This is a genomic window from Haematobacter missouriensis, assembly GCF_000740775.1.
Lineage (GTDB): Bacteria > Pseudomonadota > Alphaproteobacteria > Rhodobacterales > Rhodobacteraceae > Haematobacter > Haematobacter missouriensis.
Genome location: NZ_JFGS01000003.1, coordinates 51,452 through 75,631, shown reverse-complemented (window position 1 = coordinate 75,631; position 24,180 = coordinate 51,452). Strand labels below are relative to the sequence as shown.

At 65.1% G+C, this 24,180-nt stretch carries 27 protein-coding genes and 1 pseudogene; 5 read left to right on the top strand and 23 right to left on the bottom strand.

Features of this window, described 5'->3' with window-relative positions:
- Nucleotides 1-31 precede the first annotated feature (31 nt).
- The gene (locus CG51_RS04420; protein ID WP_035742368.1) at nucleotides 32-853 is read right to left on the bottom strand and encodes a bifunctional allantoicase/(S)-ureidoglycine aminohydrolase; all 822 of its coding nucleotides are present in this window, start codon (nucleotides 851-853) and stop codon (nucleotides 32-34) included.
- Nucleotides 850-2,268: an allantoinase PuuE gene (puuE, locus tag CG51_RS04415; RefSeq protein WP_035742892.1), complete on the bottom strand. Its 1,419-nt coding sequence runs from the start codon at nucleotides 2,266-2,268 to the stop codon at nucleotides 850-852. The genes CG51_RS04420 and puuE overlap by 4 nt, the downstream gene beginning before the upstream one ends.
- 147 nt (nucleotides 2,269-2,415) lie before the next feature.
- Between puuE and uraH the strand changes: the two genes are divergently transcribed.
- Nucleotides 2,416-2,763, top strand: coding sequence for a hydroxyisourate hydrolase (gene uraH / locus CG51_RS04410; protein WP_035742367.1), 348 nt, complete (start codon nucleotides 2,416-2,418; stop codon nucleotides 2,761-2,763).
- A gap of 349 nt (nucleotides 2,764-3,112) precedes the next feature.
- Here the strand turns inward: uraH and CG51_RS21105 are convergent.
- The 17 genes and pseudogenes from CG51_RS21105 to folK form a co-directional block, all read right to left on the bottom strand.
- A pseudogene (locus CG51_RS21105) lies at nucleotides 3,113-3,265 on the bottom strand (transposase); the annotation flags it as partial.
- Between the two features lie 208 nt (nucleotides 3,266-3,473).
- Nucleotides 3,474-5,993: a translation initiation factor IF-2 gene (gene infB / locus CG51_RS04405; RefSeq protein ID WP_035742366.1), complete on the bottom strand. Its 2,520-nt coding sequence runs from the start codon at nucleotides 5,991-5,993 to the stop codon at nucleotides 3,474-3,476.
- Nucleotides 5,990-6,622: an RNA-binding protein gene (locus tag CG51_RS04400; RefSeq protein ID WP_035742365.1), complete on the bottom strand. Its 633-nt coding sequence runs from the start codon at nucleotides 6,620-6,622 to the stop codon at nucleotides 5,990-5,992. The genes infB and CG51_RS04400 overlap by 4 nt, the downstream gene beginning before the upstream one ends.
- A gap of 18 nt (nucleotides 6,623-6,640) precedes the next feature.
- The gene (nusA, locus tag CG51_RS04395; protein WP_035742364.1) at nucleotides 6,641-8,257 is read right to left on the bottom strand and encodes a transcription termination factor NusA; all 1,617 of its coding nucleotides are present in this window, start codon (nucleotides 8,255-8,257) and stop codon (nucleotides 6,641-6,643) included.
- A 1-nt stretch (nucleotide 8,258) separates the two neighbouring features.
- On the bottom strand, nucleotides 8,259-8,855 hold the full coding sequence (gene rimP, locus CG51_RS04390; RefSeq protein WP_035742362.1) for a ribosome maturation factor RimP: 597 nt from the start codon (nucleotides 8,853-8,855) through the stop codon (nucleotides 8,259-8,261).
- A gap of 258 nt (nucleotides 8,856-9,113) precedes the next feature.
- On the bottom strand, nucleotides 9,114-9,833 hold the full coding sequence (gene recO / locus CG51_RS04385) for a DNA repair protein RecO (RefSeq protein ID WP_179285825.1): 720 nt from the start codon (nucleotides 9,831-9,833) through the stop codon (nucleotides 9,114-9,116).
- Nucleotides 9,830-10,468 (bottom strand): AAA family ATPase, encoded by a 639-nt coding sequence (locus tag CG51_RS04380; RefSeq protein WP_084695033.1) that lies wholly within the window; start codon nucleotides 10,466-10,468, stop codon nucleotides 9,830-9,832. Before CG51_RS04380 ends, recO begins: the two co-directional genes overlap by 4 nt.
- Nucleotides 10,469-10,484: 16 nt before the next feature.
- Nucleotides 10,485-10,820, bottom strand: coding sequence for a DUF1491 family protein (locus tag CG51_RS04375; protein WP_035742358.1), 336 nt, complete (start codon nucleotides 10,818-10,820; stop codon nucleotides 10,485-10,487).
- Complete coding sequence (era, locus tag CG51_RS04370) at nucleotides 10,813-11,727, bottom strand: GTPase Era (RefSeq protein ID WP_035742355.1); 915 nt, start codon at nucleotides 11,725-11,727, stop codon at nucleotides 10,813-10,815. The genes CG51_RS04375 and era overlap by 8 nt, the downstream gene beginning before the upstream one ends.
- 182 nt (nucleotides 11,728-11,909) lie before the next feature.
- Nucleotides 11,910-12,599, bottom strand: a complete 690-nt coding sequence (rnc, locus tag CG51_RS04365; RefSeq protein WP_035742352.1) for a ribonuclease III — start codon at nucleotides 12,597-12,599, stop codon at nucleotides 11,910-11,912.
- Nucleotides 12,596-13,384, bottom strand: a complete 789-nt coding sequence (gene lepB / locus CG51_RS04360; protein WP_035742349.1) for a signal peptidase I — start codon at nucleotides 13,382-13,384, stop codon at nucleotides 12,596-12,598. Before lepB ends, rnc begins: the two co-directional genes overlap by 4 nt.
- Nucleotides 13,385-13,438: 54 nt before the next feature.
- Nucleotides 13,439-13,861: a holo-ACP synthase gene (gene acpS / locus CG51_RS04355; RefSeq protein ID WP_035742343.1), complete on the bottom strand. Its 423-nt coding sequence runs from the start codon at nucleotides 13,859-13,861 to the stop codon at nucleotides 13,439-13,441.
- The gene (locus tag CG51_RS04350; RefSeq protein WP_035742340.1) at nucleotides 13,858-14,640 is read right to left on the bottom strand and encodes a pyridoxine 5'-phosphate synthase; all 783 of its coding nucleotides are present in this window, start codon (nucleotides 14,638-14,640) and stop codon (nucleotides 13,858-13,860) included. Before CG51_RS04350 ends, acpS begins: the two co-directional genes overlap by 4 nt.
- A gap of 64 nt (nucleotides 14,641-14,704) precedes the next feature.
- Nucleotides 14,705-15,355: a DUF2062 domain-containing protein gene (locus CG51_RS04345; protein ID WP_035742338.1), complete on the bottom strand. Its 651-nt coding sequence runs from the start codon at nucleotides 15,353-15,355 to the stop codon at nucleotides 14,705-14,707.
- Nucleotides 15,356-15,374: 19 nt separating this feature from the next.
- A complete protein-coding gene (locus CG51_RS04340) occupies nucleotides 15,375-17,492 on the bottom strand; it encodes a RelA/SpoT family protein (protein ID WP_035742335.1) in 2,118 nt (705 codons plus the stop codon).
- A 52-nt stretch (nucleotides 17,493-17,544) separates the two neighbouring features.
- On the bottom strand, nucleotides 17,545-17,898 hold the full coding sequence (gene rpoZ / locus CG51_RS04335) for a DNA-directed RNA polymerase subunit omega (protein ID WP_035742334.1): 354 nt from the start codon (nucleotides 17,896-17,898) through the stop codon (nucleotides 17,545-17,547).
- 192 nt (nucleotides 17,899-18,090) lie between these two features.
- Nucleotides 18,091-18,678: a 2-amino-4-hydroxy-6-hydroxymethyldihydropteridine diphosphokinase gene (folK, locus tag CG51_RS04330; protein ID WP_035742333.1), complete on the bottom strand. Its 588-nt coding sequence runs from the start codon at nucleotides 18,676-18,678 to the stop codon at nucleotides 18,091-18,093.
- A gap of 155 nt (nucleotides 18,679-18,833) precedes the next feature.
- Here folK and CG51_RS04325 point away from each other — a divergent pair, with 155 nt between their 5' ends.
- The 4 genes from CG51_RS04325 (at nucleotide 18,834) to CG51_RS04310 (ending at nucleotide 21,615) form a co-directional block, all read left to right on the top strand.
- The gene (locus CG51_RS04325) at nucleotides 18,834-19,409 is read left to right on the top strand and encodes a LabA-like NYN domain-containing protein (protein ID WP_035742331.1); all 576 of its coding nucleotides are present in this window, start codon (nucleotides 18,834-18,836) and stop codon (nucleotides 19,407-19,409) included.
- Nucleotides 19,410-19,536: 127 nt separating this feature from the next.
- On the top strand, nucleotides 19,537-20,487 hold the full coding sequence (gene ispH / locus CG51_RS04320; protein ID WP_035742888.1) for a 4-hydroxy-3-methylbut-2-enyl diphosphate reductase: 951 nt from the start codon (nucleotides 19,537-19,539) through the stop codon (nucleotides 20,485-20,487).
- Nucleotides 20,488-20,527: 40 nt separating this feature from the next.
- Nucleotides 20,528-20,989 (top strand): ribonuclease HI, encoded by a 462-nt coding sequence (gene rnhA / locus CG51_RS04315; protein WP_035742329.1) that lies wholly within the window; start codon nucleotides 20,528-20,530, stop codon nucleotides 20,987-20,989.
- Nucleotides 20,990-20,991: 2 nt separating this feature from the next.
- Nucleotides 20,992-21,615: a trimeric intracellular cation channel family protein gene (locus CG51_RS04310; protein ID WP_035742327.1), complete on the top strand. Its 624-nt coding sequence runs from the start codon at nucleotides 20,992-20,994 to the stop codon at nucleotides 21,613-21,615.
- Nucleotides 21,616-21,630: 15 nt separating this feature from the next.
- Here CG51_RS04310 and fmt read toward each other — a convergent pair whose 3' ends face one another.
- The 4 genes from fmt to def (CG51_RS04290) all read right to left on the bottom strand — a co-directional run bounded on the left by fmt (nucleotide 21,631) and on the right by def (CG51_RS04290) (nucleotide 24,130).
- Nucleotides 21,631-22,530: a methionyl-tRNA formyltransferase gene (fmt, locus tag CG51_RS04305; protein WP_035742325.1), complete on the bottom strand. Its 900-nt coding sequence runs from the start codon at nucleotides 22,528-22,530 to the stop codon at nucleotides 21,631-21,633.
- A 75-nt stretch (nucleotides 22,531-22,605) separates the two neighbouring features.
- Entirely contained in the window at nucleotides 22,606-23,106 is a 501-nt protein-coding gene (gene def, locus CG51_RS04300; protein ID WP_035742322.1) for a peptide deformylase, read from the bottom strand.
- Entirely contained in the window at nucleotides 23,103-23,612 is a 510-nt protein-coding gene (gene def / locus CG51_RS04295) for a peptide deformylase (protein ID WP_035742319.1), read from the bottom strand. Before def (CG51_RS04295) ends, def (CG51_RS04300) begins: the two co-directional genes overlap by 4 nt.
- Nucleotides 23,609-24,130, bottom strand: a complete 522-nt coding sequence (gene def / locus CG51_RS04290) for a peptide deformylase (protein ID WP_035742316.1) — start codon at nucleotides 24,128-24,130, stop codon at nucleotides 23,609-23,611. Before def (CG51_RS04290) ends, def (CG51_RS04295) begins: the two co-directional genes overlap by 4 nt.
- Between the last annotated feature and the right edge of the window lie 50 nt (nucleotides 24,131-24,180).

Here is a 24,180-nt window from a genome sequence, read left to right as displayed (position 1 = left end):
AGGCAGCGGGGGCCGCAGTGAACAGACCCCTTCAGAACCGGCGAAGGCGCGCGTGGCGGTTCACATCCTTGTAGAGCAGATAGCGGAATGGCCGGTCGCCCGCCGCATAACAGGCCTGCGGGCAAAACGCGCGGAGCCACATGAAGTCCCCCGGTTCCACCTCCACCCAGTCCGTGTTGAGCTTGTAAACCGCCTGACCCTCCAGCACGTAGAGGCCGTGCTCCATGACATGCGTCTCCTCGAACGGGATCCGCGCGCCGGGGCGCAGAGTCACGATGTTCACATGCATGTCGTGGCGGATATCGGACGGCGAAACGAACCGCGTGGTCCCCCAGCGCTCGCCCGTGTCGGGCATCCAGTTGACCTCGATTTCACGCTCGTTGGTCACGAAGGCTTCGGGACTGTCCACACCCGGGGCCTGTTCGTAGAGCTTGCGCACCCAGTGGAAGCGCGCGGGTCCGTGACCGGGATTGCGCAACGTCCACTTCAGCCCGGGCGGCAGATAGGCATACCCCCCCGCCGACATCGCATGGGTCATCCCATCGTAGGTGAGTGCGATCTCCCCTTCCACGATGAAGAGCACCCCTTCCACACCGGCATCGGGCTCTGGCGCGTCCGAGCCGCCGCCCGGCCCCACGTCCATGATGTATTGCGAGAAGGTCTCCGAAAACCCGCTCATGGGCCGCGCGATCATCCAGCCGCGCGTCTTGTCCCAGCCGGGAAAGAGGCTGGTCACGATATCGCTCATCACGCCCTTGGGGATGAAACAATAGGCATCGGTGAAGATGGCCCGCCCCGTCATCAGCCTGTCCTGCGGGGGTAGCCCGCCCATCCCGGCGTAATATCCACTCACGGCAGCATGTCCTTCAATCGGAGTTCAGCGATCCGCTCCACTTGTCGGCAGGCGGTCTCGATCTCGGTCGGGGTGTGATTCTCGATCCGTGCCTCGAAGGCGGCGAGGATCTGGTCTTTCGTGTGGTCGCGCACCGCGATGATGAAGGGGAAGCCGTGCTTCTCCACATAGGCGGTGTTGAGCCGGGTGAAGCGCTCCCGCTCCTCGTCGGTCAGCGCGTCGAGCCCGGCGGAGGCTTGCTCCGCCGTCGATTCGGCCGTCAGCCGCCTGGCGGCTGCCAGCTTGCCCGCCAGATCGGGGTGAGCGCGCAACACGCCCAGACGCTCCGCCTCCGTCGCGCTGCGGAAGATGCGGGTCAGCGCGGAATGCATCCCGATCGCACAATCATGCTCCGGCCCCAGTTCAAGCTCCCAGGCGCGTTCGGCGATCCAGGGAGAATGCTCATAGACGCTGCCGAACCGGGCCGCGAAAGCGTCCTGCGGCAAAAGCGTCGGGCGGTCGCGGCGGGTCGGCGCGGGATGGGTGCGGTGCCAGTGTTCCGCGATATCCACGCGGCGGGCGAACCAGACGCCCTCCTTCTGCCGCGCATATTGCAGAAACTTCTTCAGCCCGGCGAGTTTGCCGGGACGCCCGATCAGACGGCAGTGCAGCCCGACGGAGAACATCTTGGGCGCACCCTCGAGCCCCTCCTCATAGAGCGTGTCGAACGTGTCCTTCAGATAGGTGTAGAACTGCTCGCCGGTGATGTAACCGGGCGCGGTTGCGAAGCGCATGTCGTTCGCCTCCAGCGTATAGGGAATGACGAGCTGTTCGTGCCCCTCCACATCAAGCCAATAGGGCAAATCGTCGTCATAGGTATCGGAGACATAGTCGAAGCGCCGCGTTTCCGCCGTCAACCGCACGGTATTGGCAGAGGACCGGCCCGTGTACCAGCCGCGGGGAGCCTCTCCCGTCACCTCGGTATGCAGCCGGATCGCCTCGGCGATCTGACGGCGCTCCTCGTCCTCCGGCATGTCCTTGTGCTCGACCCATTTCAGCCCATGGGAGGCGATCTCCCAGCCCGCCTCCTGCATGGCGCGCACCTGTACCGGGCTGCGGGCAAGCGCCGTTGCGACACCATAGATCGTCACGGGAATGTCCATGGCGGTGAACAGCCGGTGCAGCCGCCAGAACCCGGCCCGCGCCCCGTATTCATAAATCGATTCCATGTTCCAGTGCCGCTGGCCCGGCCACATCGCCGCGCCCGCGATATCGGACAGGAACGCCTCGGAGGCCGCGTCGCCATGCAGGACGGAGTTCTCGCCCCCCTCCTCATAGTTTAGGACGATCTGCACGGCGACCTTCGCGCCGCCCGGCCACTTCGGGTCGGGCGGGTTGGCCCCGTAGCCCAGCATGTTGCGCGGATAACGGTTCATTTTCATTCCCTCTTCTCGGTCGTTTCTACTCCGCGGCGCGGCATCGGATTATCAGAAAATCGCGAAAGCACCTGTTCGGGCGAAAGACGGTCGCTTTCCATGGCGATCGCAGGCATGAAATGCCGAATGCAGATGAGGAGGCAAGAGATGGCGGCGGGATATCTGACCACCCATGTTCTGGATACCGCGCAAGGCGTGCCTGCGGCGGGGATGACCGTGGTTCTCTACCGGCTGGCGGATGGCGGGCGGCAGGAATTGCGCCGGCTGGTCACCAATGCGGACGGGCGCACCGACGGAGCGATCCTGCCCGCCGAGACCTTCGCCACCGGGACGTACGAGCTGGAATTCCATGTCGGCCCCTATCTGCGCGCCCAGGGAACGGAGCCGCGCTTTCTCGATATCGTGCCGATCCGCTTCCACATGGCGGAAGACAGCCATTACCACGTGCCGCTGCTGGTCTCTCCCTACAGCTATTCCACCTATCGAGGGAGCTGACACAGGATCTTGGTCCGGCTTCCGCTGCTCCATCCGCTGCTCCGAGGGCCGCGAAGTCTTTTGGCGGTCGGGGAGCGTCGAAAGCAACATTCAGGCTCAGGATGGGCTTTGTCGCGGCCTGCGCCAGCGACAATGAGGGCTCAGAGAACGGATCCCGCGTTTTTCGCAAATCCTGAACGTCAGGCCGTAACCGAACGTCTCCACTGTCAGAACCCCGGGCGCGGCGGTGTCTGGCGATTGACCAGAAGGGTCGCCAACCGCCAGCGGCACGAAAAACGGCTCCGAAGAAAAGAAGCGGGGGAACGCGGCCTGCGCCACAAAATCCGCTGGCAGGGCCGCGCCGCGTACGGCTCCGCCATTCCGAAAGAGAATGGGGCTCCATGTCATGACGCCGTGCTGCAGTTGCCACGGTCGGCCGAGGTTGAAAGCTCTCCACGACAATCCGCACCTCCCCAGCGTCGGGCCAGCGCCGGTTGCTCCGGCGAGCCTCCAAAATTCGCACCGCTCAAATCCATCCCCGACATCCGCCATTCCGCCACCCTTCTGAGACTTCGGAAGAAAAATCGCCGCTCAGTTCCAACTCCGAAACCGCATATCTCAAGGGGCGCAGACGCCGGATATACCCCGCAGGAGCATGACTTCGAACGTCGGGCGCAAAAATGAAAACGCCCGGAGCTTGCTCCGGGCGTTTTCGCATTCTGGAGTGTCGATCAGGCGAGCGTACGCTCGACCTCCTCGCGCTCGAAGATCTCGATGATATCGCCGGGGCGGATATCTTCGTAATTCTCGAAGGCCATGCCGCATTCCTGACCGGAAATGACTTCCTTGACCTCGTCCTTGAAGCGTTTGAGCGTCTTGAGCGTACCTTCGTGGATGACCACGTTGTCACGCAGAAGCCGCACACCGGCGGAACGCCGCGCCACACCTTCGGTAACGAGACAGCCCGCGACCTTGCCGACGTTGGAGACCTTGAAGACCTCCCGGATCTCGGCATAGCCGATGAAGTGTTCGCGCACTTCGGCCTTGAGGAGACCGGAGGCCGCGGCCTTCACGTCATCAACCAGATCGTAGATCACCGAATAGTAGCGGATTTCTACGCCCTTCTGGTTCGCCGCCGCCCGTGCTGGCGCATTCGCCCGCACGTTGAAGCCGATGACAGGCGCGCCGGACGCTTCCGCCAGACCGATATCGCTTTCGGTGATGGCGCCGACGCCCGAATGCAGCACCCGAACGCGGACTTCGTCGTTGCCGACCTTCTCCAGCGCCTGGGTGATCGCCTCGGCGGAACCCTGCACGTCGGACTTCACCACCACCGGCAGCTCCGCGACGTTCTTGTCGGCCTTGGCCTTCGCCATAAGCTGTTCAAGGGTCGTCGCCGCACCTGCCGCCGCGCGTTTGTCCTTCGCGGCCTGCTCACGGTAATCCGCGATCTCGCGGGCCTGCGCCTCGGTTTCCACGACGTTCAGCACGTCACCGGCCTCTGGCGTGCCGTTCAGACCCAGCACCTCGACCGGAACCGACGGACCGGCCTCGTCGACGCGCTCGCCTTTGTCGTTGATGAGCGCGCGGACCTTGCCCCACTGCTCACCCACAACGAAGATATCGCCGCGTTTCAGAGTGCCGTTCTGCACCAGAACCGTCGCGACCGGACCCCGGCCCACGTCGAGCTTGGCCTCGATCACCGCCCCCATGGCAGACCGATTCGGGTTTGCCCTGAGGTCGAGAATCTCTGCCTGAAGCGCGATGTTCTCCAGCAGGGTATCAAGCCCCTTGCCGGTCACGGCGGACACTTCGACGTCGAGTACGTCGCCGCCCATCTCCTCCACGACAACCTCGTGCTGGAGGAGGTCCGTGCGGACCTTGTTCGGGTTGGCGGAGGGTTTGTCGATCTTGTTGATCGCCACGATCATCGGCACGCCAGCGGCTTTGGCGTGGTTGAGCGCCTCCACCGTCTGCGGCATCACCGCGTCATCGGCAGCCACGACCAGCACCACGATGTCCGTCACCTGCGCGCCACGGGCCCGCATGGAGGTGAAGGCCGCGTGGCCGGGCGTGTCGAGGAAGGTCAGGAGCGCACCCGATTCCGTCCGCACCTGATAGGCGCCGATGTGCTGGGTGATCCCGCCCGCCTCGCCCGAGACGACGGAGGTCTTGCGGAGGGCATCGAGCAGCGAGGTCTTGCCGTGGTCAACGTGACCCATGATGGTCACGATCGGCGGACGAGCTTCCAGATCCTCGGCCTTGTCCTCGACCGTGTAGATCACCTGCTCCACGTCGGCGTCGGAGACACGCACCGCGTTGTGGCCGAATTCCTCGATGATGAGTTCCGCCGTGTCGGCGTCGAGCGTCTGGTTCATATTGACCATCATGCCCATCTTCATCAGCGCCTTAACCACGTCCGCGGCCCGTTCGGCCATGCGATTGGCAAGCTCCTGCACCACGATCGTCTCGGGAAGCTGCACGTCACGCGCCTGCTTCTCGCCCGTGTTGCGGCCCATCGTCTTCTGACGCGCCTTTTCCTGCTTGCGCTTCATTGCGGCAAGAGACCGCTGCCGGCCGCCCGCATCGGAGAGAGCTTCCGTCAGGGTGAGCTTGCCCGCACGACGACCGTCGCCGCCCTTGTTACGGGACGTCCGGTCGCTTTCGCGCTCACGGTCGCGGTCGGTCTTGCGGGGACCCGGGGCGGCTCTTGACGTGCCACGCTGAGTCGGCGGCTCCTCGGCCGGTTTGGGCTGCTGGGCCGCGGCGGAGGCAGCAGGCTTGCGGGCCTCGCGCTCTTTCTCGCGACGGGCCTTTTCCTCGGCCTCGGCCTTGGCGCGTGCTTCTTCCTCGGCCTTCAGACGCAGGGCTTCTTCCCGCGCGCGCTCCTCGCGCTCCTTGGCCTCGATCTCGTCGCGGCGCCGCTGGCGCTCTTCCTCGCGCTCCCGCTCTTCGCGCTGGCGCTGCTCCGCCTCATCTGCCTCGCGGGCCTTGGCGGCCTGCACGGCACGGAGCCGGCGCTCCATCTCCGCGTCGGTGATCCCGGCGGGACGCTTGGACGGGTCGCCCAGATGCGGCGAGCCACCGGCCTTGGCCGAACCTGCACCCGGCTTGGGAACCACCACGCGTTTGCGTTTGGTTTCGACGACGACATTCTTCGTCCGGCCGTGGCTGAAGCTCTGCTTCACCTGACCCGGACGCGAACCGCCACCACCCAGCCCGAGGGGCTTTTTACCGTCTGTTTCGCTCATGCGTCTTTCGTATCCTTCCCGACGGCCCGGCCGCCGATCTGCCCGCGCAATCCGGCGAGCTTTGCGGCTTCCTCTACAACACGGGTTGCGAGTCCGCCAGCCGCAAGCGCGCCGTGTATCGCATGTTCCCGCCCGAAAGCCAAACCCAATTCCGATGCCGTCAGGCACCCAATGAACGTATTTGCTCCACCCGGTGGGTGGAGCTTCGTCTTGCCCCGTTCAGACCCGTCGGAGGCCTGCATCAGGACTGCGGCCCGGTCTTTGTCGAGCCAGTCTTTCACCTTCTCGAACCCCGCTACCGCCTCTCCCGCCTTGCGGGCCAGCGATACAAGATCCACGACACGCCGCGCCACCATCACCTCGACCTCGTCTGCGAGGTTCGGAGGAACGGTGACGGCACGGCGGGCGGCGCGGGAAAAGAGGCCCTTGCGGGCCGCCTTGTCCACCGCCGCCCTGTCGGCCGCGACCCATATGCCGCGACCGGGCAGCTTGCCCGTAACGTCGGGGAATATCCGGTCTTCCGGCCCCACGACGAAACGGATCAGCCCCTGTCGGGGCTGAACCTCTCCGGTGACGATGCAGCGCCGCTCGGGCTCTTCGCGCACCTTATCACGACCTCCACGCGTCAACCGCAACCCGGACGTCGATCAGACGTCCGCCTCCTCTTCGGCTTCTTCCTCGACCTCGTCGGCGGCCTTTTCAAGCTCCGAGGGATCAACCCAGCCCAGAAGGACACGCGCGGTCATGACCAGTCGTTGTGCCTCTTCGAGGCTCATGTCGAACTTCTCGAGCAGGCCCTGATCCTTCACACGCTCGCCGTTGACAGTCGTCCAGCCACCGGCCAGTTCCCAGTCGGCGCAGGTCGCGAAATCCTCAAGCGTCTTCACGCCATCCTTCGCCAGCGTCTCCACCATCTGGGGAGTGAGGCCTTCGAATTCAATCAGGCTGTCCTCGGCACCAAGCGTGCGCGCATTCTCCAGCGCCTTACGGTTGGCCTCCTCGAGCTGATCACGGGCGCGGGCCTGAAGCTCCTCCGCAGTCGATTCGTCGAAGCCGTCGATGGACAGAAGCTCCTCCAGATCGACATAGGCCACTTCTTCAAGGTTGGTGAAGCCCTCGGCGACCAGAAGCTGCGCCAGCGTCTCGTCCACGTCCAGCGCCTCCATGAAGAGACCCGTCCGCTGGGCGAATTCCGCCTGACGACGCTGGCTCTCTTCCGCCTCGGTCATGATGTCGATATCGAGCGCGGTGAGCTGGCTGGCCAGACGCACGTTCTGCCCCCGCCGCCCGATGGCGAGCGAAAGCTGCTCGTCCGGCACCACGACCTCGATCCGGCCACCGTCCTCGTCGATCACGACCTTCGACACTTCCGCCGGTTGCAGCGCGTTCACGAGGAACGTCGCCTGATCCTGATTCCACGGAATGATATCGATCTTCTCACCCTGAAGCTCGTTCACCACCGCCTGCACACGGGAGCCGCGCATACCCACGCACGCCCCCACCGGGTCGATGGAGTTGTCATAGGAAATCACGGCGATCTTCGCGCGGGAACCGGGGTCGCGGGCAACGGCCTTGATCTCGATGATGCCATCATAGATCTCCGGCACTTCCATCTTGAACAGTTCGGCCATGAACTGCGGATCGGTGCGGGACAGGAAGATCTGCGGGCCGCGGGCCTCCCGGCGCACGTCCTTCACGTAGCAGCGGATACGGTCGCCGATGCGGTAGGACTCACGGCCGATCTTCTCGTTCCGGCGCAGGATGCCTTCGCCCCGGCCGATATCCACGATGACGTTGCCATATTCCTCGCGCTTGACCTGACCGTTGATGATCGTGCCCTTGCGATCCTTGAATTCCTCGTACTGGCGATCACGCTCGGCCTCGCGGACTTTCTGCAGGATGACCTGCTTGGCCGATTGCGCGGCGATCCGACCAAGGTCCACCGGGGGCACCTCGTCCACGATCTCGTCGCCGAGCTGCGGGTCGGCCAGATACTGCTTCGCCTGCTTGACGGTCAGTTGCGCCTGATAATTCTCGACTTCCTCGTCCGGCATGACGGTGCGAACGCGGGTAAAGGTCGCGCGACCGGTCTTGCGGTCGATCTTCACGCGAATGTCCATCTCGGCGCCGTAGCGCGACTTCGCGGCACGGGCGAGGCTTTCCTCCATCGCCTCGATGACGAGGCCGGGGTCGATCATCTTCTCGCGCGCCACCGCTTCGGCGGTCTGCAGCAGTTCGAGCTGGTTGGCAGAGGTGATTGCCATATCAGGCCTCCTCGTTGTCGGTATCGGTGTCGGGTTCGTCTTCGATGTCGTCGTAGCGGCTTTCGTCGATCACGCCCGCGTCCTTGCGCTGGCGGAGCATCTCCGCGATCAGTTCGTCGGTCAGGATCAGCTTGGCATCCGAGAGCCAGTCGAACTGCAGCCCGATGGTCACGTCTTCACCCGGCTCCTCCAGTTCGATCAGGATCTCATCGCCTTCGGTGCCACGCAGCAGACCCTTGAAGCGCCGCCGCCCGTCGATCAGTTCGGTCGTCTCCACGCGGGCCTCATAGCCTTCCCACATGTCGAAATCCTTCAGCCGCGTCAGCGGCCGGTCGATACCGGGGGAAGAAACCTCCAGTGTGTAGGCGTCCTCCAGCGGATCCTCCACGTCCAGCACGGCGGACACAGCGGTCGAGATTCTGGCGCAGTCCTCCACCTCGATGCCGCCCTCCGGACGGTCGGCCATGATCTGAAGGGTGCGCGTCTTGCCGCCCATGAGACGGATTCGCACAAGCTCGAAGCCCAGACCCTCAATGGTCGGCGCCACGATCTCGGCCAAGCGCCGGTCGATGGCTGTCTTTGCGATAAGGTCGGTCACGGGGATGCTCCCAGGCGGCAGGCGGAAAAGAAAAAACGGGCGCGCGGCCCGTCGAATATCTCCGGTGGGTCCGGGGGTGGAGGCCGGACGCCGCTGCTTGCAGGCGATATAGGCTTTTCGCCGGGGGAAAGCAAGGGCCAGGGTGCCATGGCAAGGGGCAGAGCGCTCCCGCCCGTTCGGAACGGCAGAGACGGCGTTGCAGCCTGGACCCGGCACCGCGTTCCGCGACGGTGTCGTTCAAGAGGGAGACCCTTCGCGTCACGGCACCGACAGAAGCGCCACAAGCCGTCGCCGCGCCTCCGGCAGCGGGCGGCCCACCAGCTCCTCCGCCAGCCAGCGCTCCATGAAGTGACCGGTGGTCAGAAGCCCCGCCGCCAAACCCGCCGCATCCGCCGGACCAGCCACCAACGCCTCGGGCCGCGGGAGAAGGCGATCCGCCCACGCCCCCGCCGCCGCGCGTGTCACCGCCCGCCCCGTCCGCGGGCTGACGTAGGCTAGCCCTTCCGCCTCCCCCGTCACCGCACAGCGCCCGAGATCGAGGCCGAAGCCCATCTCCGCCAGCAGCGTCACCTCCCAGCGAAGATAGTCCGCTTCCCAGCCGGGTGCAGAGAGACGGTCGAACAGTGTCTCAGTCGCCGCGTAGAGCGCCGCGTGCGGCTCCCGCTCGGGCAGGGCATAGACAAGCAGCGCGGAAACGGAGGCAAGCGCCGCAAGTGCCGCACGGTCCCCGAATAGCGCGCCGGCCCGCTCCCGCAGAGGTTCCACCGCAAAACTGCCAAGATGCTGGTCGAGCCGCGCCCGCCAGTTCAGCGCAAGCTGCGCGCCGGGTTGAAGCACGGGGGCCATCCGGCGAGAGCCGCCGCCATGCACGACCCCGGCATGCAGCCCGTGTCCGGCGGTCAGCACCTGAATAATGGCGGCACTTTCGCCATGGGGGCGAATCGCGAGAAGGATGCCCTCGTCCTGCCAATCCATCACGCTTGTCCCTGGTGTGGCCGGTCCGGGTATTGCTTCCCCAGGTCCAGCGTTGCCCCATCTGGCTTCTCCGGGTCCGGCTTTCCCGGATCCGGCGCGCAAGTCCCGCCCAGCACGCGGTGCACGAAGGCGGCGCGCTCCGCGATGGAAGCGCGGGGAAGTTCGACCAGCCGGTAACCAGCCTCGGTATAGGTGTGTCTCATGGCCTCGGCAGTCGCGCGGGCCTCGGCGGCGTCCTGCCGCCTTTCGCTGTCGGGGCCGAAGATCTCCGGCCAGTAGGGGGCAAGAAACACCGGATCATCGTAACGGAACCGTTCCATCGCGCGCTGAACATGGGAAGGAACCGAACGGCCGATGGTTCGCAGATAGCCTGCGACATCCGGCACGCCGCGATCGAAGATCACCGGACCGGAAAGGTCGTCCGCCGCCGCATGAGAGCGTATTTCCCACGCCAGCATGGTCTCTGCGAATAGGGCCGGATCACGCCAGGGAAGCGCCGGTCCGTCGATCGCCCGGCCTGCCCGGATGAGCGCGCGTCCGGCTTCCGGCATGATGGTCAACCCCTCGGCCGCGAGCGCCATGACGAGAGAGGTCTTGCCCGAACCCGGGCCTCCTGTGATGACAATGCGTCGCGGCATGGGCCCTCCCTTGCCGTCAGCCCAGCCCCACTTCGTCCAGAAGCGTCCGGCCCTGACGATCCTCTATCTCGATGACCCAAAGGTCGGGGTCGTAGCGGCGCTGGCGGGCAATGGCGGCATCCACCTCCGGCTCCGGTCCTTGGGCCAGCACCTCCCAGCGGCGTGTATCCGCCATGGGATCCCAGATCCGGTGAGAGGCCCGGGCAGTTCCGTCAAGCAGCGCCACCTTTACCAGCACCGCACCGGCAGTCGGATCGCCCTTCGCCGTCACATAGGCCGGGATGTCGTTCAGCCCCAGCCTGCGCAGGTAGGCGGAAACCCAGAAATCGGCGGTAAGCCGCGCTTCAGGCATCGCCGTCGCGGAATTCGAGACCCATTTCGCTGTAGCGTTCGCGTTCCTCCAGCCAGTTCTCGCGTACGCGGACCTGAAGGAAAAGATGTGCCGGACGCCCGAGGAACTCCGTGATGTCGACCCGCGCGGCCTGCCCTATGGCTTTCACCGTCTCACCCTTGTGGCCCAGGACAATGCCCTTGTGGCCATCGCGGGCGACATAGATGACCTGGTCGATACGGACAGAGCCATCCGGCCGCTCCTCCCACTTCTCCGTTTCCACGGTGAGATTGTAGGGGAGCTCCTCATGCAGGCGGAGGGTGAGCTTTTCCCGCGTGATCTCGGCCGCGATCATGCGCATCGGCAGGTCGGCGATCTGGTCCTCCGGGTAGAGCCACGGCCCCTCCGGCACCTCACCTGCCAGCCATTCACGCAAGTCGTTCACGCCGTAACCCTTCTCGGCAGAGATCATGAAGGTACGCGCGAACGGATAGGCTTCGTTCATCTCGGCGGACAGCGCGAGCAGCACCTCCGCCTTCACACGGTCGATCTTGTTGATCGCGAGGGCCACGGGCCGGTTCTGCACCCGCTCCTTCAGCGCGTCGATGATGGCGCGCGTGCCGTCGGTCAGGCCGCGGTGCGCCTCGATCAGCAGGACAACAACATCGGCATCGGCAGCCCCGCCCCAAGCGGCGGCGACCATCGCCCTGTCCAGCCGCCGCCGCGGACGGAACAGCCCCGGCGTATCGACGAAGACGAGTTGGGACTGCCCCTCCATCACGATTCCACGAATGCGGGCACGCGTCGTCTGGACCTTGTGGGTGACGATGGAGACCTTGGCCCCCACCATACGGTTCATGAGCGTCGACTTGCCGGCATTCGGCTCGCCGATCAGAGCGACGAAACCAGCGCGGGTCGTCTCGGTCATGCGATTTCTCCTGAAAAGCCCGGAATCGGGCCGGAATGGAAGGGACAGCTCCTATCCCAAGGTCGGCAGCGCGCCCAGATGTTTCAAGCGTGGTGGTGGATTTACCGTGCCGGAAGGAGGAATTTGCCTGATATGCCGGACTTCCGCCGGGGCAGATCAAGGGAGCGGATCAACAGGGGCGGTCAGCCCGCGCCAGCCTCCAGACGGTCGAGAAGCATACGCGCCGCGGCCTGCTCGGCCTGCCGCTTGGCCCCGGCCCTGGCGGTTTCCCTCTCGCCGTTGTCGAGCTGCACCTCGATGGTGAAGACGGGCGCATGGTCGGGGCCGGAGCGGCCCTTCTCCACGTAGCGGGGTGGCGACAGACCCCGCGCCTGCGCCCATTCCTGAAGCTGGGTCTTGGCGTCGCGGGCATCGGCATCGACGCGGTCGATCCGGTCCCCCCAAAGCGAAAGCACGATGGAACGCGTCGCCTCCAGCCCGGCATCGAGATAGAGTGCGGCGATCACCGCCTCCATCGCATCGCCAAGCAGCGCCTCCTTACGCCGCCCGCCCGACATCATCTCGGACCGGCCGAGCTTCAGCACGTCGCCCAGCCCGATCTGGCGGGCCACATCGGCGCAGGTTTCCTTGCGAACCAGTGCATTGAAGCGCGGCGCCACCTGCCCTTCGCTCGCCCCCGAATCGGCGGACAGCAACGCATCCGCGATGATGAGGCCTAGCACCCGGTCCCCCAGAAACTCCAGTCGCTGGTTGTCGGGGCGCGTGACCGAGCCGATGGAGGCGTGGGTCAGCGCGCGCACCAGAAGCGCCGGATCATTGAAGTCATGCCCCAGCCTGACGGAGAAGGCCTGAAGTTCCTGCGAGACTTTCACTCGATCGCCTTGAAGAACCTGTCGGACCGCCAGGTCCAGAAATACAGCATGGAACGACCTGCGGAGGAGAACATCACCCGGTCGGCCCGGCCGATCAGGTTCTCGAAGGGCACCATGCCGACGCCGCCCACCGCCTGCGAGAAGCGGCTGTCCTGGCTGTTGTCACGGTTGTCGCCCATGAAGAAGAAATGACCCTCCGGCACCGTGAACAGCGGCGTATTGTCCGCATAGCTCATGTCGATGTCGAGAATGTCATGCGTCCGCCCCTCGGGCAGAGTTTCGCGCAGGCGGTGCTTGATGCAGGTGCCGCCTTCGCCCACAGGCGCATTGGCGCAGCGCGGATAGCTGCCCATAGGGCCCTGCGGCTCGTAGGTTTCGGAGAAATCGCCCGCGGGCACCTGCGGCACCTCCTGACCGTTGATGAACAGAACGCCGTTCCTGACCTGCACGGTGTCGCCGGGCAGCCCGATCAGCCGCTTGATGAAGTCAGACCCGTCGACCGGATGGCGGAACACCACCACATCGCCCCGTTCGGGCATGGTGGCGAAAAGCCGGCCCGAGATCGGGCAGAGGCCGAAGGGGCAGGAATACTGGGAATAGCCATAGGCCATCTTGTTCACGAACAGGAAGTCGCCGACCAGAAGCGTGTCCTTCATCGATTCGGACGGTATCCAGAAGGGCTGAAAGAACAGTGTGCGGAACACGCCTGCGATCAGCAGCGCCCAGAAGATGGTCTTGATCGTCTCGACGATGCCGCCGCTTTTCGCCGTTGCCTTGCTCGCCATTCTGTCCGTCCTGCCGTTTTCGAGCCCGTTCATGCGGGCGGGGAGTGGGGGAAGTCAAGTTGCCTTGCCGGAGTCGGCGGCAAGCGGCCGGGCCTCGATCACCACGAAGGCCTGCGCCCAGGGATGATCGTCGGTCAGCGTCACATGGATGATAGCCTCATGCCCGGCGGGCGTCATGCGGTTGAGACGCTCCGCCGCCCAACCCGTGAGCCTCATCACCGGCTGTCCGGTTTCCAGATTGGAAACCGACATATCCTTCCACGCAATGCCCATGCGCAGGCCGGTGCCGAGCGCCTTGGAACAGGCCTCCTTCGCGGCCCAGCGCTTGGCATAGGTGCCCGCGCTGTCCGCCCGCCGGTCGGCCTTCCGCTGCTCCACCTCGGTAAAGACGCGGTTGCGGAAGCGGTCGCCGAAACGCTCCAGCGTGGCCGCGATCCGCTCGATATTGGCCAGATCCGTGCCGATGCCGAGGATCACATCACCGCTCCGCCGAAGGCCGCGATGCGGGCTGCGTCCATCCGCTGGCGCATCCCCTCGATGGCGGGGCCGAGGCCGGTGAAAATCGCCTCCCCGATGAGAAAATGGCCGATATTGAGCTCCATCACCTCCGGGAAGGCGGCGACCGGCGCCACCGTCCCGAACGAAAGCCCGTGCCCTGCATGGACTTCCAGCCCCAGACCATGCGCGCGGGCGGCTCCTTCGCGGAGCGACGCCAGTTCCGCGTCCCGCTCCGCCAGACGGCCCTCCGCATGGAAGTCGCAATAGGCCCCGGTGTGCAGCTCCACCACGGCCGCGCCCACGGCAGCAGCCGCTTCGATCTGTCGCGCCTCATGGCCTATGAACAACGACACGCGGATGCCGGCCTCCGCCAGCCCGCCCACGTAGTCCGTCAGCCGCGCCGCGTCGCCCGCCACGTCCAGCCCCCCCTCCGTCGTCCGCTCCTCCCGCCGCTCCGGCACGAGGCAGCAGGCATGGGGATGAAGGCGGAGCGCGATGGCCCGCATCTCTTCCGTCGCGGCCATTTCAAAGTTCAGCGGCACACCCAGTTCGTGGGCCAGACGCTCCATGTCGGCATCTCGGATATGGCGCCGATCCTCGCGCAGATGGGCGGTGATGCCGTCCGCCCCCGCCTCCTCCGCCAGCTTCGCCGCGCGGACCGGATCGGGCCAGTCGCCGCCACGCGCATTCCTGACCGTCGCGACGTGGTCGATATTGACCCCGAGGCGGAGCTTTCCGAGCGGTCTGGTGGCGGGCATCTGCTGCTTCCTTCGTGGGGGCCTACGCGGGGGTTCGTGGCGGAAAGATGATTTGCGGGCGACCCTAGCGGTTTGAGGCGTCCTCGTCAGCCTTCTCTCCGTATTTTGCCCGCGCCCGCTGCAACCGCTCCTCGATCCTGCGAAGTCGCGCGCGGTGATAGGTCTGCAGCAGTGGCAGCAACAGCACATAGGCCGCGAGCCCGGCGGCAATACCGGTGAACATCCCGCCCACCAGATAGGGCAGAAAGATGTCCCGCCAGAACCGCGAGAGAAAGCCCCAGTGCATCTCTCCCTGCCCGAACAGCGCGCGGATGTTGTGCCACAATTCGCCGGACGCGTGGGAGAACTCCACCGGCAGACGGTAGATCGGCACATGCGCGTCATGCGGCGTGAACAGATACCCCACCTCAAGCGAGGCGGTCGCGATGAACGGGAAGGTCAGCGGGTTGCCGACAAAGGTCGCGATGAGCGCCGCCGGAATATTGCCGCGGATCGCCCAGGCAATCAGGGCCGCGCCAAGGAAATGCAGCCCGAAGAACGGCGTGAAGGAAATGAACACCCCCGCCACTATTCCCCGTGCCACCCGCGCCGGATCGTCCGGCAGCCGGCGCAGGCGGTGCCAGACATAGCTCGACGCCCTGAGCCAGCCGCCGGAGGGATAGAGAAACTCCCGCATGGAGCGCCAGCGTGACCGGGGAGTGCGGCGCCTGAACACTGGAGCCTCCCGCCGCGCTTCAGGGCTTGCGATTCGGATCGCGGACCCGGTCGAGTTGGGTCAACTCGCTTTCCGCCTCGAGCGCCGTCATCAGCTTGTGGAGATGCTCGGCGTCGCGCAGGTCTGCTTCCACAGCGATGGTGTGATAGTCGGGCTTGCGGTCGAGGAAGTGGAGATCGACGATATTCGCCTTCTGCTCGCCGAAGACGGTGCAGATGCGGCCCAGAACGCCCACCCCGTTCAGGATGGTCAGGCGGAAGGAAACGGTGTGGATCGGCGGATGCCGTCCGGGTGTCCAGTGCAGATCGACCCATCGCTCCGGCTGGGTCTCGAACTCCGCCAGCACGGGACAGTCGATGCCATGGGCAACGACTCCCTTGCCGCGATAGGTGATGCCGACGATCCGCTCCCCCGGAACCGGCTGACAGCACATGGCGCGGCGGAAGGGCTGATCGGGCGCCAGGCCCAGCACCGGCCGCTGCACGTCCACTTCGTCCGCCCGCTCCGCGACCAGTTCGGGATAGAGCGTCTCCACCACGTGGCGAGCGGCGATCTCGGCGGAACCCACCCGCGCCAGCAACTCATCCGCATCCGGCAGGCCGAGCATCCGCGCGACGGTGCGCAGCGCCTTGTCCGTCGGCTTCCGGCCAAGCTGCTCGAAGGCCACCCGGATCGGCTCCTGCCCCAGCCGTATGAACCGCCCGCGGTCCTCCTCGCGGAGCGAGCGGCGGATCGCGGCCTTGGCGCGGCCGGTCTTGACGATGTCGATCCAGGTCGTCTGCGGGCGCTGACCTTCGGCCGTGATGATCTCCACCGACTGACCGTTCTTCAGCCTTGTCCAGAGCGGCACGCGAATGCCGTCCACCTTGGCCGAAACGGTGGAGTTGCCGATGCGCGTGTGGATGGCATAGGCAAAGTCCAGGGGCGTCGCGCCGCGGGGAAGCTGGATGACCTCTCCCTTCGGGGTGAAGCAGAACACCTGATCCGAATACATCTCAAGCTTCACATGCTCGAGGAACTCGTCGTAATCCTCCGAATCGTAGCGTTCGGTAAGGGTGGCGAGCCATTTCGTCGGATCGACGGCGAACGGGTTCTGCGAACGGACCCCGTCGCGATAGGACCAGTGGGCGGCGACCCCGGCCTCCGCCACCTCATGCATCTGGCGGGTGCGGATCTGCACCTCCACGCGCTTGCCGTCGCGCGCAGCGACGGTGGTGTGGATGGAGCGATAGCCGTTCAGTTTCGGCTGGCTGATGTAATCTTTGAAGCGCTCCGGAACCGCGCGCCAGCGGGTATGGATCACGCCGAGGGTGCGGTAGCAGTCCGGCTCCGTCCGCGTGATGATGCGGAAGCCGTAGATATCCGACAGGCGGGAGAAGGAAAGCTGCTTCTCCGTCATCTTGCGCCAGATGGAATAGGGCTTCTTGGCGCGACCGTAGACGTCGGCCTCAACCCCGGCCTTCTCCAGTTCGATGCGGATGTCGGCGGTGATGCGATGCACCACATCCCCCGTCTCACGCTGGAGCGTCAGGAACCGGCGGATGATGGAATTGCGGGCCTCCGGGTTCAGCACGCGGAAGGCCAGATCCTCCAGCTCCTCCCGCATCCACTGCATCCCCATGCGACCGGCGAGCGGGGCGAAGATGTCCATCGTCTCGCGCGCCTTCTGCACCTGCTTCTCGGAGCGCATGGACTTGATCGTCCGCATGTTGTGGAGGCGGTCGGCCAGCTTCACGAGGATCACGCGCAGATCCTTCGACATGGCCATGAGCAGCTTGCGGAAGTTCTCCGCCTGCTTCGATTCCACGGAGGAAAGCTGCAGATTGGTGAGTTTCGTCACGCCCTCGACCAGCTCGGCAATATCGCGGCCGAAAAGCTGTTCGAGTTCCTCGAAGGTGGCGCGCGTATCCTCCAGCGTATCGTGCAGCAAAGCGGTCACGATCGTCGCATCATCAAGCCGCTGTTCTGTCAGAATGGCGGCGACGGCGACGGGATGTGTGAAGTATTCTTCGCCCGACTGGCGATACTGGCCCCGATGCATCTCCCGCCCGAAACCATAGGCGAGTCGGATGAGATCGGCATTGCACCGGGGATTGTAGTTGCGCACCAGCGCGATGAGGTCTTCGACGTCGATCATCGCCTGGCGCGTCGTTCTTGTATCGGAGAGGGCGTCAGGGAGGGCGACCGTCTCAGTGTTCCCCTTGAGCTTCCATGAGGGCGCGGAGCATCCGCTCCTCGCTCATGTCATCCTGCGCCGGACGGTCGAGTTCCGCACCCATGAGGAGCGCCATCTCGTCGTCCTCGGGCTCATCGACCTCGATCTGGGTCTGGTTCGAGGCGATCAGCCGCTCACGCAGATCATCTGCGGACTGAGTCTCCTCCGCCACTTCGCGCAGCGCGACGACGGGATTCTTGTCATTGTCCCGATCGACGGTCAGCGCGCCACCCGACGCGATTTCACGCGCCCGGTGCGCTGCGAGCAAAACGAGCTCGAAGCGGTTCGGAACCTTGTCGACGCAATCTTCTACCGTCACGCGGGCCATGGCTGCTCCAATCGGGTAAACCTGTGGAAGCGCCTATCTATGCCCTGCGACCCGGCTTGACAACCCGTGAAACGCACCAACCCGCCGCACGGACCTCAAGGTCTGGCGGGGGGCTGTCGCGAAAACCTTCACGACAGCGCGAGACGCACGTCCTGTTACTCTCCTACGCCCGCCAAGGAAAGAGCACTCGGATCAAAGCCGCCACTCCTCCGGCGGCGCGGCGAGCGGCACGACGCCCCACCGTTCGGCTTCGGGCAGACTTTCCAGCATCTCGGCGACCGAAAGACGGGTGACGGGATGGCGCCAGTCGCCGGCGACATCCGCCATTGGCACAAGGACGAAGGCCCGATCCTGCAAGCGGGGATGTGGCAGGACGAGGGTGTCCGGCGCCTCCTGCCGCTGGCGCGCAGGGGAAAGATCGCGCCAGCGCCGCCATGTGGTCTCCTCTGGCAATACCGCATTTCCCATTGCAATGAGATCAAGATCAGCCGTCCGCGCACCCCAGCGGACAGACCGTTCCCGTCCGAGCGCGCTCTCCACCATATGGAGTCGGGACAATACCTCAGCCGGCAACAAATCGCCGACTTCGGCAGCGATAACGGCATTGACAAAATCCGGCCCGGAACCCGCCGGATAGGCGGGCGTTTTGTACAGGAGGCTGAGAGAGGTCGGAACGACCCCCTTCGCATTCAGCAGTTTCACGGCAGTCGAAAGTATCGCCGGCGGAGCGGCATTCCGTGACGTCAGGTTACTTCCAAGAGCAACAAAGGCTTGGGTCATCGATCTATCAACTTTTAGGGCGCGCGGACAACTGGGGCTTGCGATTGTGGGACGATTATTCCAGATTTCCACACTTGGCAGGTCGTTCTGTTTTTCTTCCGCCTCACTCCCGGAAAAGTGATTCACAGCTCGGCCTGCATTCGAAAGGGGATTAAATGTTTTACAAGGACGAAAGGCTGGCGCTCTTTATAGACGGCTCCAACCTTTATGCCGCTGCCAAGGCCTTGGGCTTTGACATCGACTACAAATTGCTGCGGCAGGAATTTATGCGTCGCGGCAAGCTCCTGCGGGCATTCTATTATACCGCCCTGCTGGAAAATGACGAATACTCACCTATCCGCCCGCTGGTCGACTGGCTGCATTACAACGGCTTCGCAATGGTGACCAAGCCCGCGAAGGAATACACCGACAGTCAGGGCCGTCGCAAGGTCAAGGGCAACATGGATATCGAACTTACCGTCGATGCCATGGAGCTGGCACCCCGTGTCGATCATATTGTGCTCTTCTCCGGTGATGGTGACTTCAAGCCGCTGGTTGAAAGCCTTCAGCGGCAAGGCGTTCGTGTATCCGTTGTTTCCACCATCCGGTCTCAGCCCCCCATGATCGCCGACGAACTGCGTCGCCAGGCCGACAACTTCATCGAACTGGACGAACTGCGTGACGTGATCGGACGTCCCCCGCGCGAACCTCGCGACGTGCGGGAAGACAACGAAGCGACAACCCCGGTCTGATATCTGCGATCCCCGCGGGCACATCACGCCGTCTGCGGGGATCTTGCGCGCCTGACTGGATCCCCCGACTGGATCCGGTGCGTCTAACAGGTTAGATATGGCCTTCGCCTTTACAGACGGGCCAGATATGACGCGACCTTCTCTCCACCTCTATCTCGCCGCCCCGCGTGGCTTCTGTGCCGGCGTGGACCGGGCCATCCGCATCGTGGAAATGGCCATCGAGAAATGGGGGGCCCCCGTCTATGTCCGCCATGAGATCGTTCACAACAAATACGTGGTCGACGAACTTCGCGCCAAGGGCGCCGTTTTCGTAGAGGAACTGGACGACTGCCCCGACGACCGCCCCGTCGTCTTTTCCGCGCATGGGGTGCCGAAGGCCGTCCCTGCGGAAGCCGAGCGGCGTAATCTCATCCATGTCGATGCCACCTGCCCGCTGGTGACGAAGGTGCATAACGAGGCTGCACGCCACAACAGCGTCGGGCGGCAGCTCATCATGGTGGGCCATGCCGGGCACCCGGAGACGCTGGGCACCATGGGCCAGCTCCCCGAAGGCGAGGTCCTCCTCGTGGAGACAGAGGCGGATGTGGCGCGGATCACCGTCCGCGACCCCTCGCAGCTTGCGGTCATCACCCAGACGACGCTCTCCGTCGATGATACCGCGGGCATCGTCGAGGCCCTCCGCCGGCGCTTCCCCGAAATCATCGTCCCCCAGCATGAGGATATCTGCTACGCTACCACCAACCGTCAGGCGGCGGTGAAGGCGATTGCGCCGAAGATCGCCGCGCTTTTCGTGCTGGGATCGCCAAATTCGTCGAACTCCCGGCGGCTGGTGGAAGTCGGACGTGCAGCAGGCTGCGACTATGCCCAGCTTGTGCAACGGGCCACCGATATCGACTGGCGCGCGCTCGGAACACCCGCTGCCATCGGCGTGACTGCGGGCGCTTCCGCGCCTGAGGTTCTGGTGGAGGAGGTGCTCGACGCCTTCCGCGCGCGGTTCGACGTGACCGTCGATATCGTGGAGACCGCCGTCGAGAACATCGAGTTCAAGGTGCCCCGCGTGCTCCGCATCCCGGCGTGAAGGGCTTGCGGGCTGCACGCGCTGCCGCTACCTCGTCCCGATGACCGACCTCTTTGCCTATACCGACGGAGCCTGCTCCGGCAATCCCGGCCCGGGTGGCTGGGGCGTCCTGATGATCGCCCGTGATGGAGAGGCCGTGCTGAAGGAACGCACGCTTTCCGGTGGCGAGGCGCTGACCACGAACAACCGCATGGAGCTGATGGCTGCGATTTCTGCGCTGGAGGCCCTCTCCCGCCCGTCCAGCATTACGGTGGTGACCGATTCGGCCTATGTGAAGAACGGCGTGTCCGAATGGATCCACGGCTGGAAAAGGAACGGCTGGAAGACCTCCACCAACAAGCCGGTGAAAAACAGCGACCTGTGGCAGCGGCTGGATACTGCACGCAGCCCGCACAAGGTGACGTGGCAGTGGATCAAGGGCCATGCAGGCCACGCGGAGAACGAGCGGGCGGATGAACTCGCGCGGCACGCCATGGCCCCTTACAAGCCGGGCAAGAGCTGAACATGGGCTCCGGGCTGTGGCTGGACGCGGCTTCAGTGTTCGTCTTCGCCCTCACCGGGGCGCTGGCGGCGAGCCGGGCGCAGCTTGACCCGATCGGCTTCCTGTTCCTTGCCTGCCTGACTGCGGTGGGCGGCGGCACGGTGCGGGATGTGCTGCTGGACCGTGATCCCGTCTTCTGGATCGGCCGGCCCGGGATGCTGCTTGTTGCCGCCGTGGCGGCAACCCTGGTGTTCTTTCTGGCGCCTCGGCTGGAAAGCCGTGCCCGCGCGATCCTGTGGTGCGATGCCGTGGCCCTTTCCATCGCCGTGCCCGCAGGCGTGAACATCGCCGCAAGCATGGGCCAGCCCTGGTCCATCTGCACCATCATGGGGGTCATCACCGGCTGCCTCGGCGGCCTGATGCGGGATGTGGTGAGCAATGAAGTGCCGCTGGTTCTCCGGCAGGGAGAACTCTATGTCACCGCGGCAGCGGGAGGCGCGCTCGTCGTCTCCCTCTCCCTGAACCTTTCGGAAAGCGGCCCGGCGGCAGCGCTGATCGGCGGGATCGTCACTTTCGGACTGCGCGCCGGAAGCCTGCTCTTCGGTTGGCGCCTGCCAAGCTACAAGCCGCGCCCGCCCCGTCAATAACTTCCCCTGCCAGTATCAGCCCAGCACCTCCGGCAGACGGACGCCGCGAAGCAGCTCCTCCGGCACCATCGGGCGCTTTCCTTCCCGCTGCGCCAGCGTGATTTCCACCGCGCCCGTTCCGCAGGCCACCGTCAATCCACCGATGACCTGCCCCGGCGCGCCGCTGCCCGCCACGGGCCGGGAGCGGAGAAGTTTCAGCCGCTCCGTCTCGGCAAGGCACCATGCGCCGGGAAAGGGAGAAAGCCCGCGGATCAGCCGGTCGATCTCCTCCGCGGAGCGGGTCCAGTCGATCCGAGCCTCGGCCTTGTCGATCTTCGTGGCATAGGTGACGCCATCCTCCGCCTGCGGTACAGCGGTCAGCGTCGAGAGCCCGTCCAGTGCCTCGACAATGGCCACCGCCCCGAGGGCCGAGAGCCGGTCATGCAGCTCCCCCGTCGTCTCCTCCGCCCCGATGGGAGTTGTCCGGCGGAGCAGCACCGGCCCGGTGTCCAGTCCCTCCTCCATCCGCATGATGCAGACCCCCGTTTCCGCATCGCCGGCAAGGATGGCGCGATGGATCGGTGCGGCCCCCCGCCAGCGCGGCAGAAGCGAGGCATGGATATTGAGGCACCCCTGCTTCGGCGCATCCAGAACAGGTTTGGGCAGGATAAGGCCATAGGCCACCACCACCGCGATCTCCGCCTGCAACGCCGCGAACTCGGCCTGTGCCTCCGGAGTGCGCAAGCTGCGGGGATGGCGCACCGTCAGCCCCAATGCCTCCGCCCGCGACTGGACAGGGCTTGGCCGTTCACGCTTTCCCCGCCCCGCCGGGCGTGGTGGCTGGCAATACACCGCCGCGACCTCATGGCCCGCAGCAACGAGCGCATCCAGCACGGGTACGGAAAAGTCCGGCGTTCCCATGAAGATCAGTCGCATGCACATGTCCTTGTCCAGTGCCGAGGCGTTCGCCCTGCGGGGCGGAAACCACCGACTGCGAGGCGGAGCGTCTTTTCAGGCACGCCGGGTGATTTTTTCCGCCTTCGCCAGCAGCATCCGCCGCTTCAGGGGAGACAGCCGGTCGAAATACATGCGTCCGTCGAGATGGTCGATCTGATGCTGCACGGAGGTGGCCCACAGACCGACGAAATCCCTCTGCTCAAGCTCACCCTGCTCATTCAGGAACCGGACGGTCACGGCACGGGGCCGCTCGATGGCAGCGAAGACGCCGGGCAGATTTGGGCTGGCTTCCTCATGCATACGCAACTGCCCGGAGGCATGCAGGATCTCCGGGTTTGCCAGACGCACGGCCTGTCCCCGCGCCTCCGAGCAATCCACCACCGCCAGCCGCTGCATCACGCCGACCTGCGGCCCCGCCAGCCCGTAACCCGGCATGGCGTCCATCGTCTCGATCATGTCGTTCCAGATGGTCCGCGTCTCCTCCGTCACTTCCGTGACGGGTGCTGCCGCCGTGCGGAGCCTGCGGTCAGGCCAAGGCAGAAAGGGGCGGATCATGCGGAAGTCTCCAGCAGGCGGAGCGCCGGCGCGATCATCGCCCGTGCCTCCTCACCGATGAGGTCGATGCAGAGCTGCCCGTCGAGATGATCCCGCTCATGTTGCACACAGGCGGCGGCAAAGCCCCGGTAGCTTTCTTCGCGCAGTCCGCCGCACAATGTCTGCCAGCGCAGCCTCACCTCTGCGGGACGCTCGACCGTCACCACGATACCGGGGAGCGACAGGCAACCCTCATCGCAAAGCGCGCGTTCCGGCGCGGACCAGACGATCTCCGGGTTCAGCATGATGACAGGATTGGCAGGGCCGGTCTTCCATTCCGCATCCATCACGAAAACGCGGTGCATCGCGCCGATCTGGGTGGCGGCCAGACCGCGCCCGGGAGCAGCGTACATCGTGTCGAGCAGATCCGCGGCCAGATCGCGGATCTCCGCGGTGATCTCCTCCACCGGCGCGGCGACGCGGCGGAGCGCCGGGTCGGGCCAGCACAGGATGCTGCGGCGGCTCATGCCCGCGCCCGCTCCCGCTTCAGCTTTTCCATCTTCCGGGTGATCATCTGCCGGCGCAGCGGTTTGAGATAGTCGATGAACAACCTACCATCGAGGTGATCGATCTCGTGTTGGACGCAGGTGGCCCAAAGCCCCGAGAAACGTTCCTGCTGAACCAGCCCCTCCCGGTCGAGCCAGCGCACTTCCACCTCGGCCGGGCGCTCCACTTCCGCGTACTGGTCGGGAATGGACAGGCAGCCTTCCTCATAGACGCTGCGTTCCTCCGAACTCCAGAGGATTTCGGGATTGAACATGGCGATGGGACGTGGCTCGCTCTCCGCCTCCTTCACGCAGTCCAGCACGATCAACCTCTTCGATACGCCGATCTGCGGCGCGGCGAGACCGATGCCCGGCGCGTCGTACATCGTGGCGAGCATGTCGTCCGCCAGTTCCGCCAGTTCGGGCGTGATTTCCGTCACCGGTTCCGCAACCTTGCGGAGCCTCGGATCGGGGTGAATGAGGATCAGTCTGCGTGCCATGATCGGGATTTAGGCGATGACTGCCCGCTGTGCAACGGGATTGCCGCGCC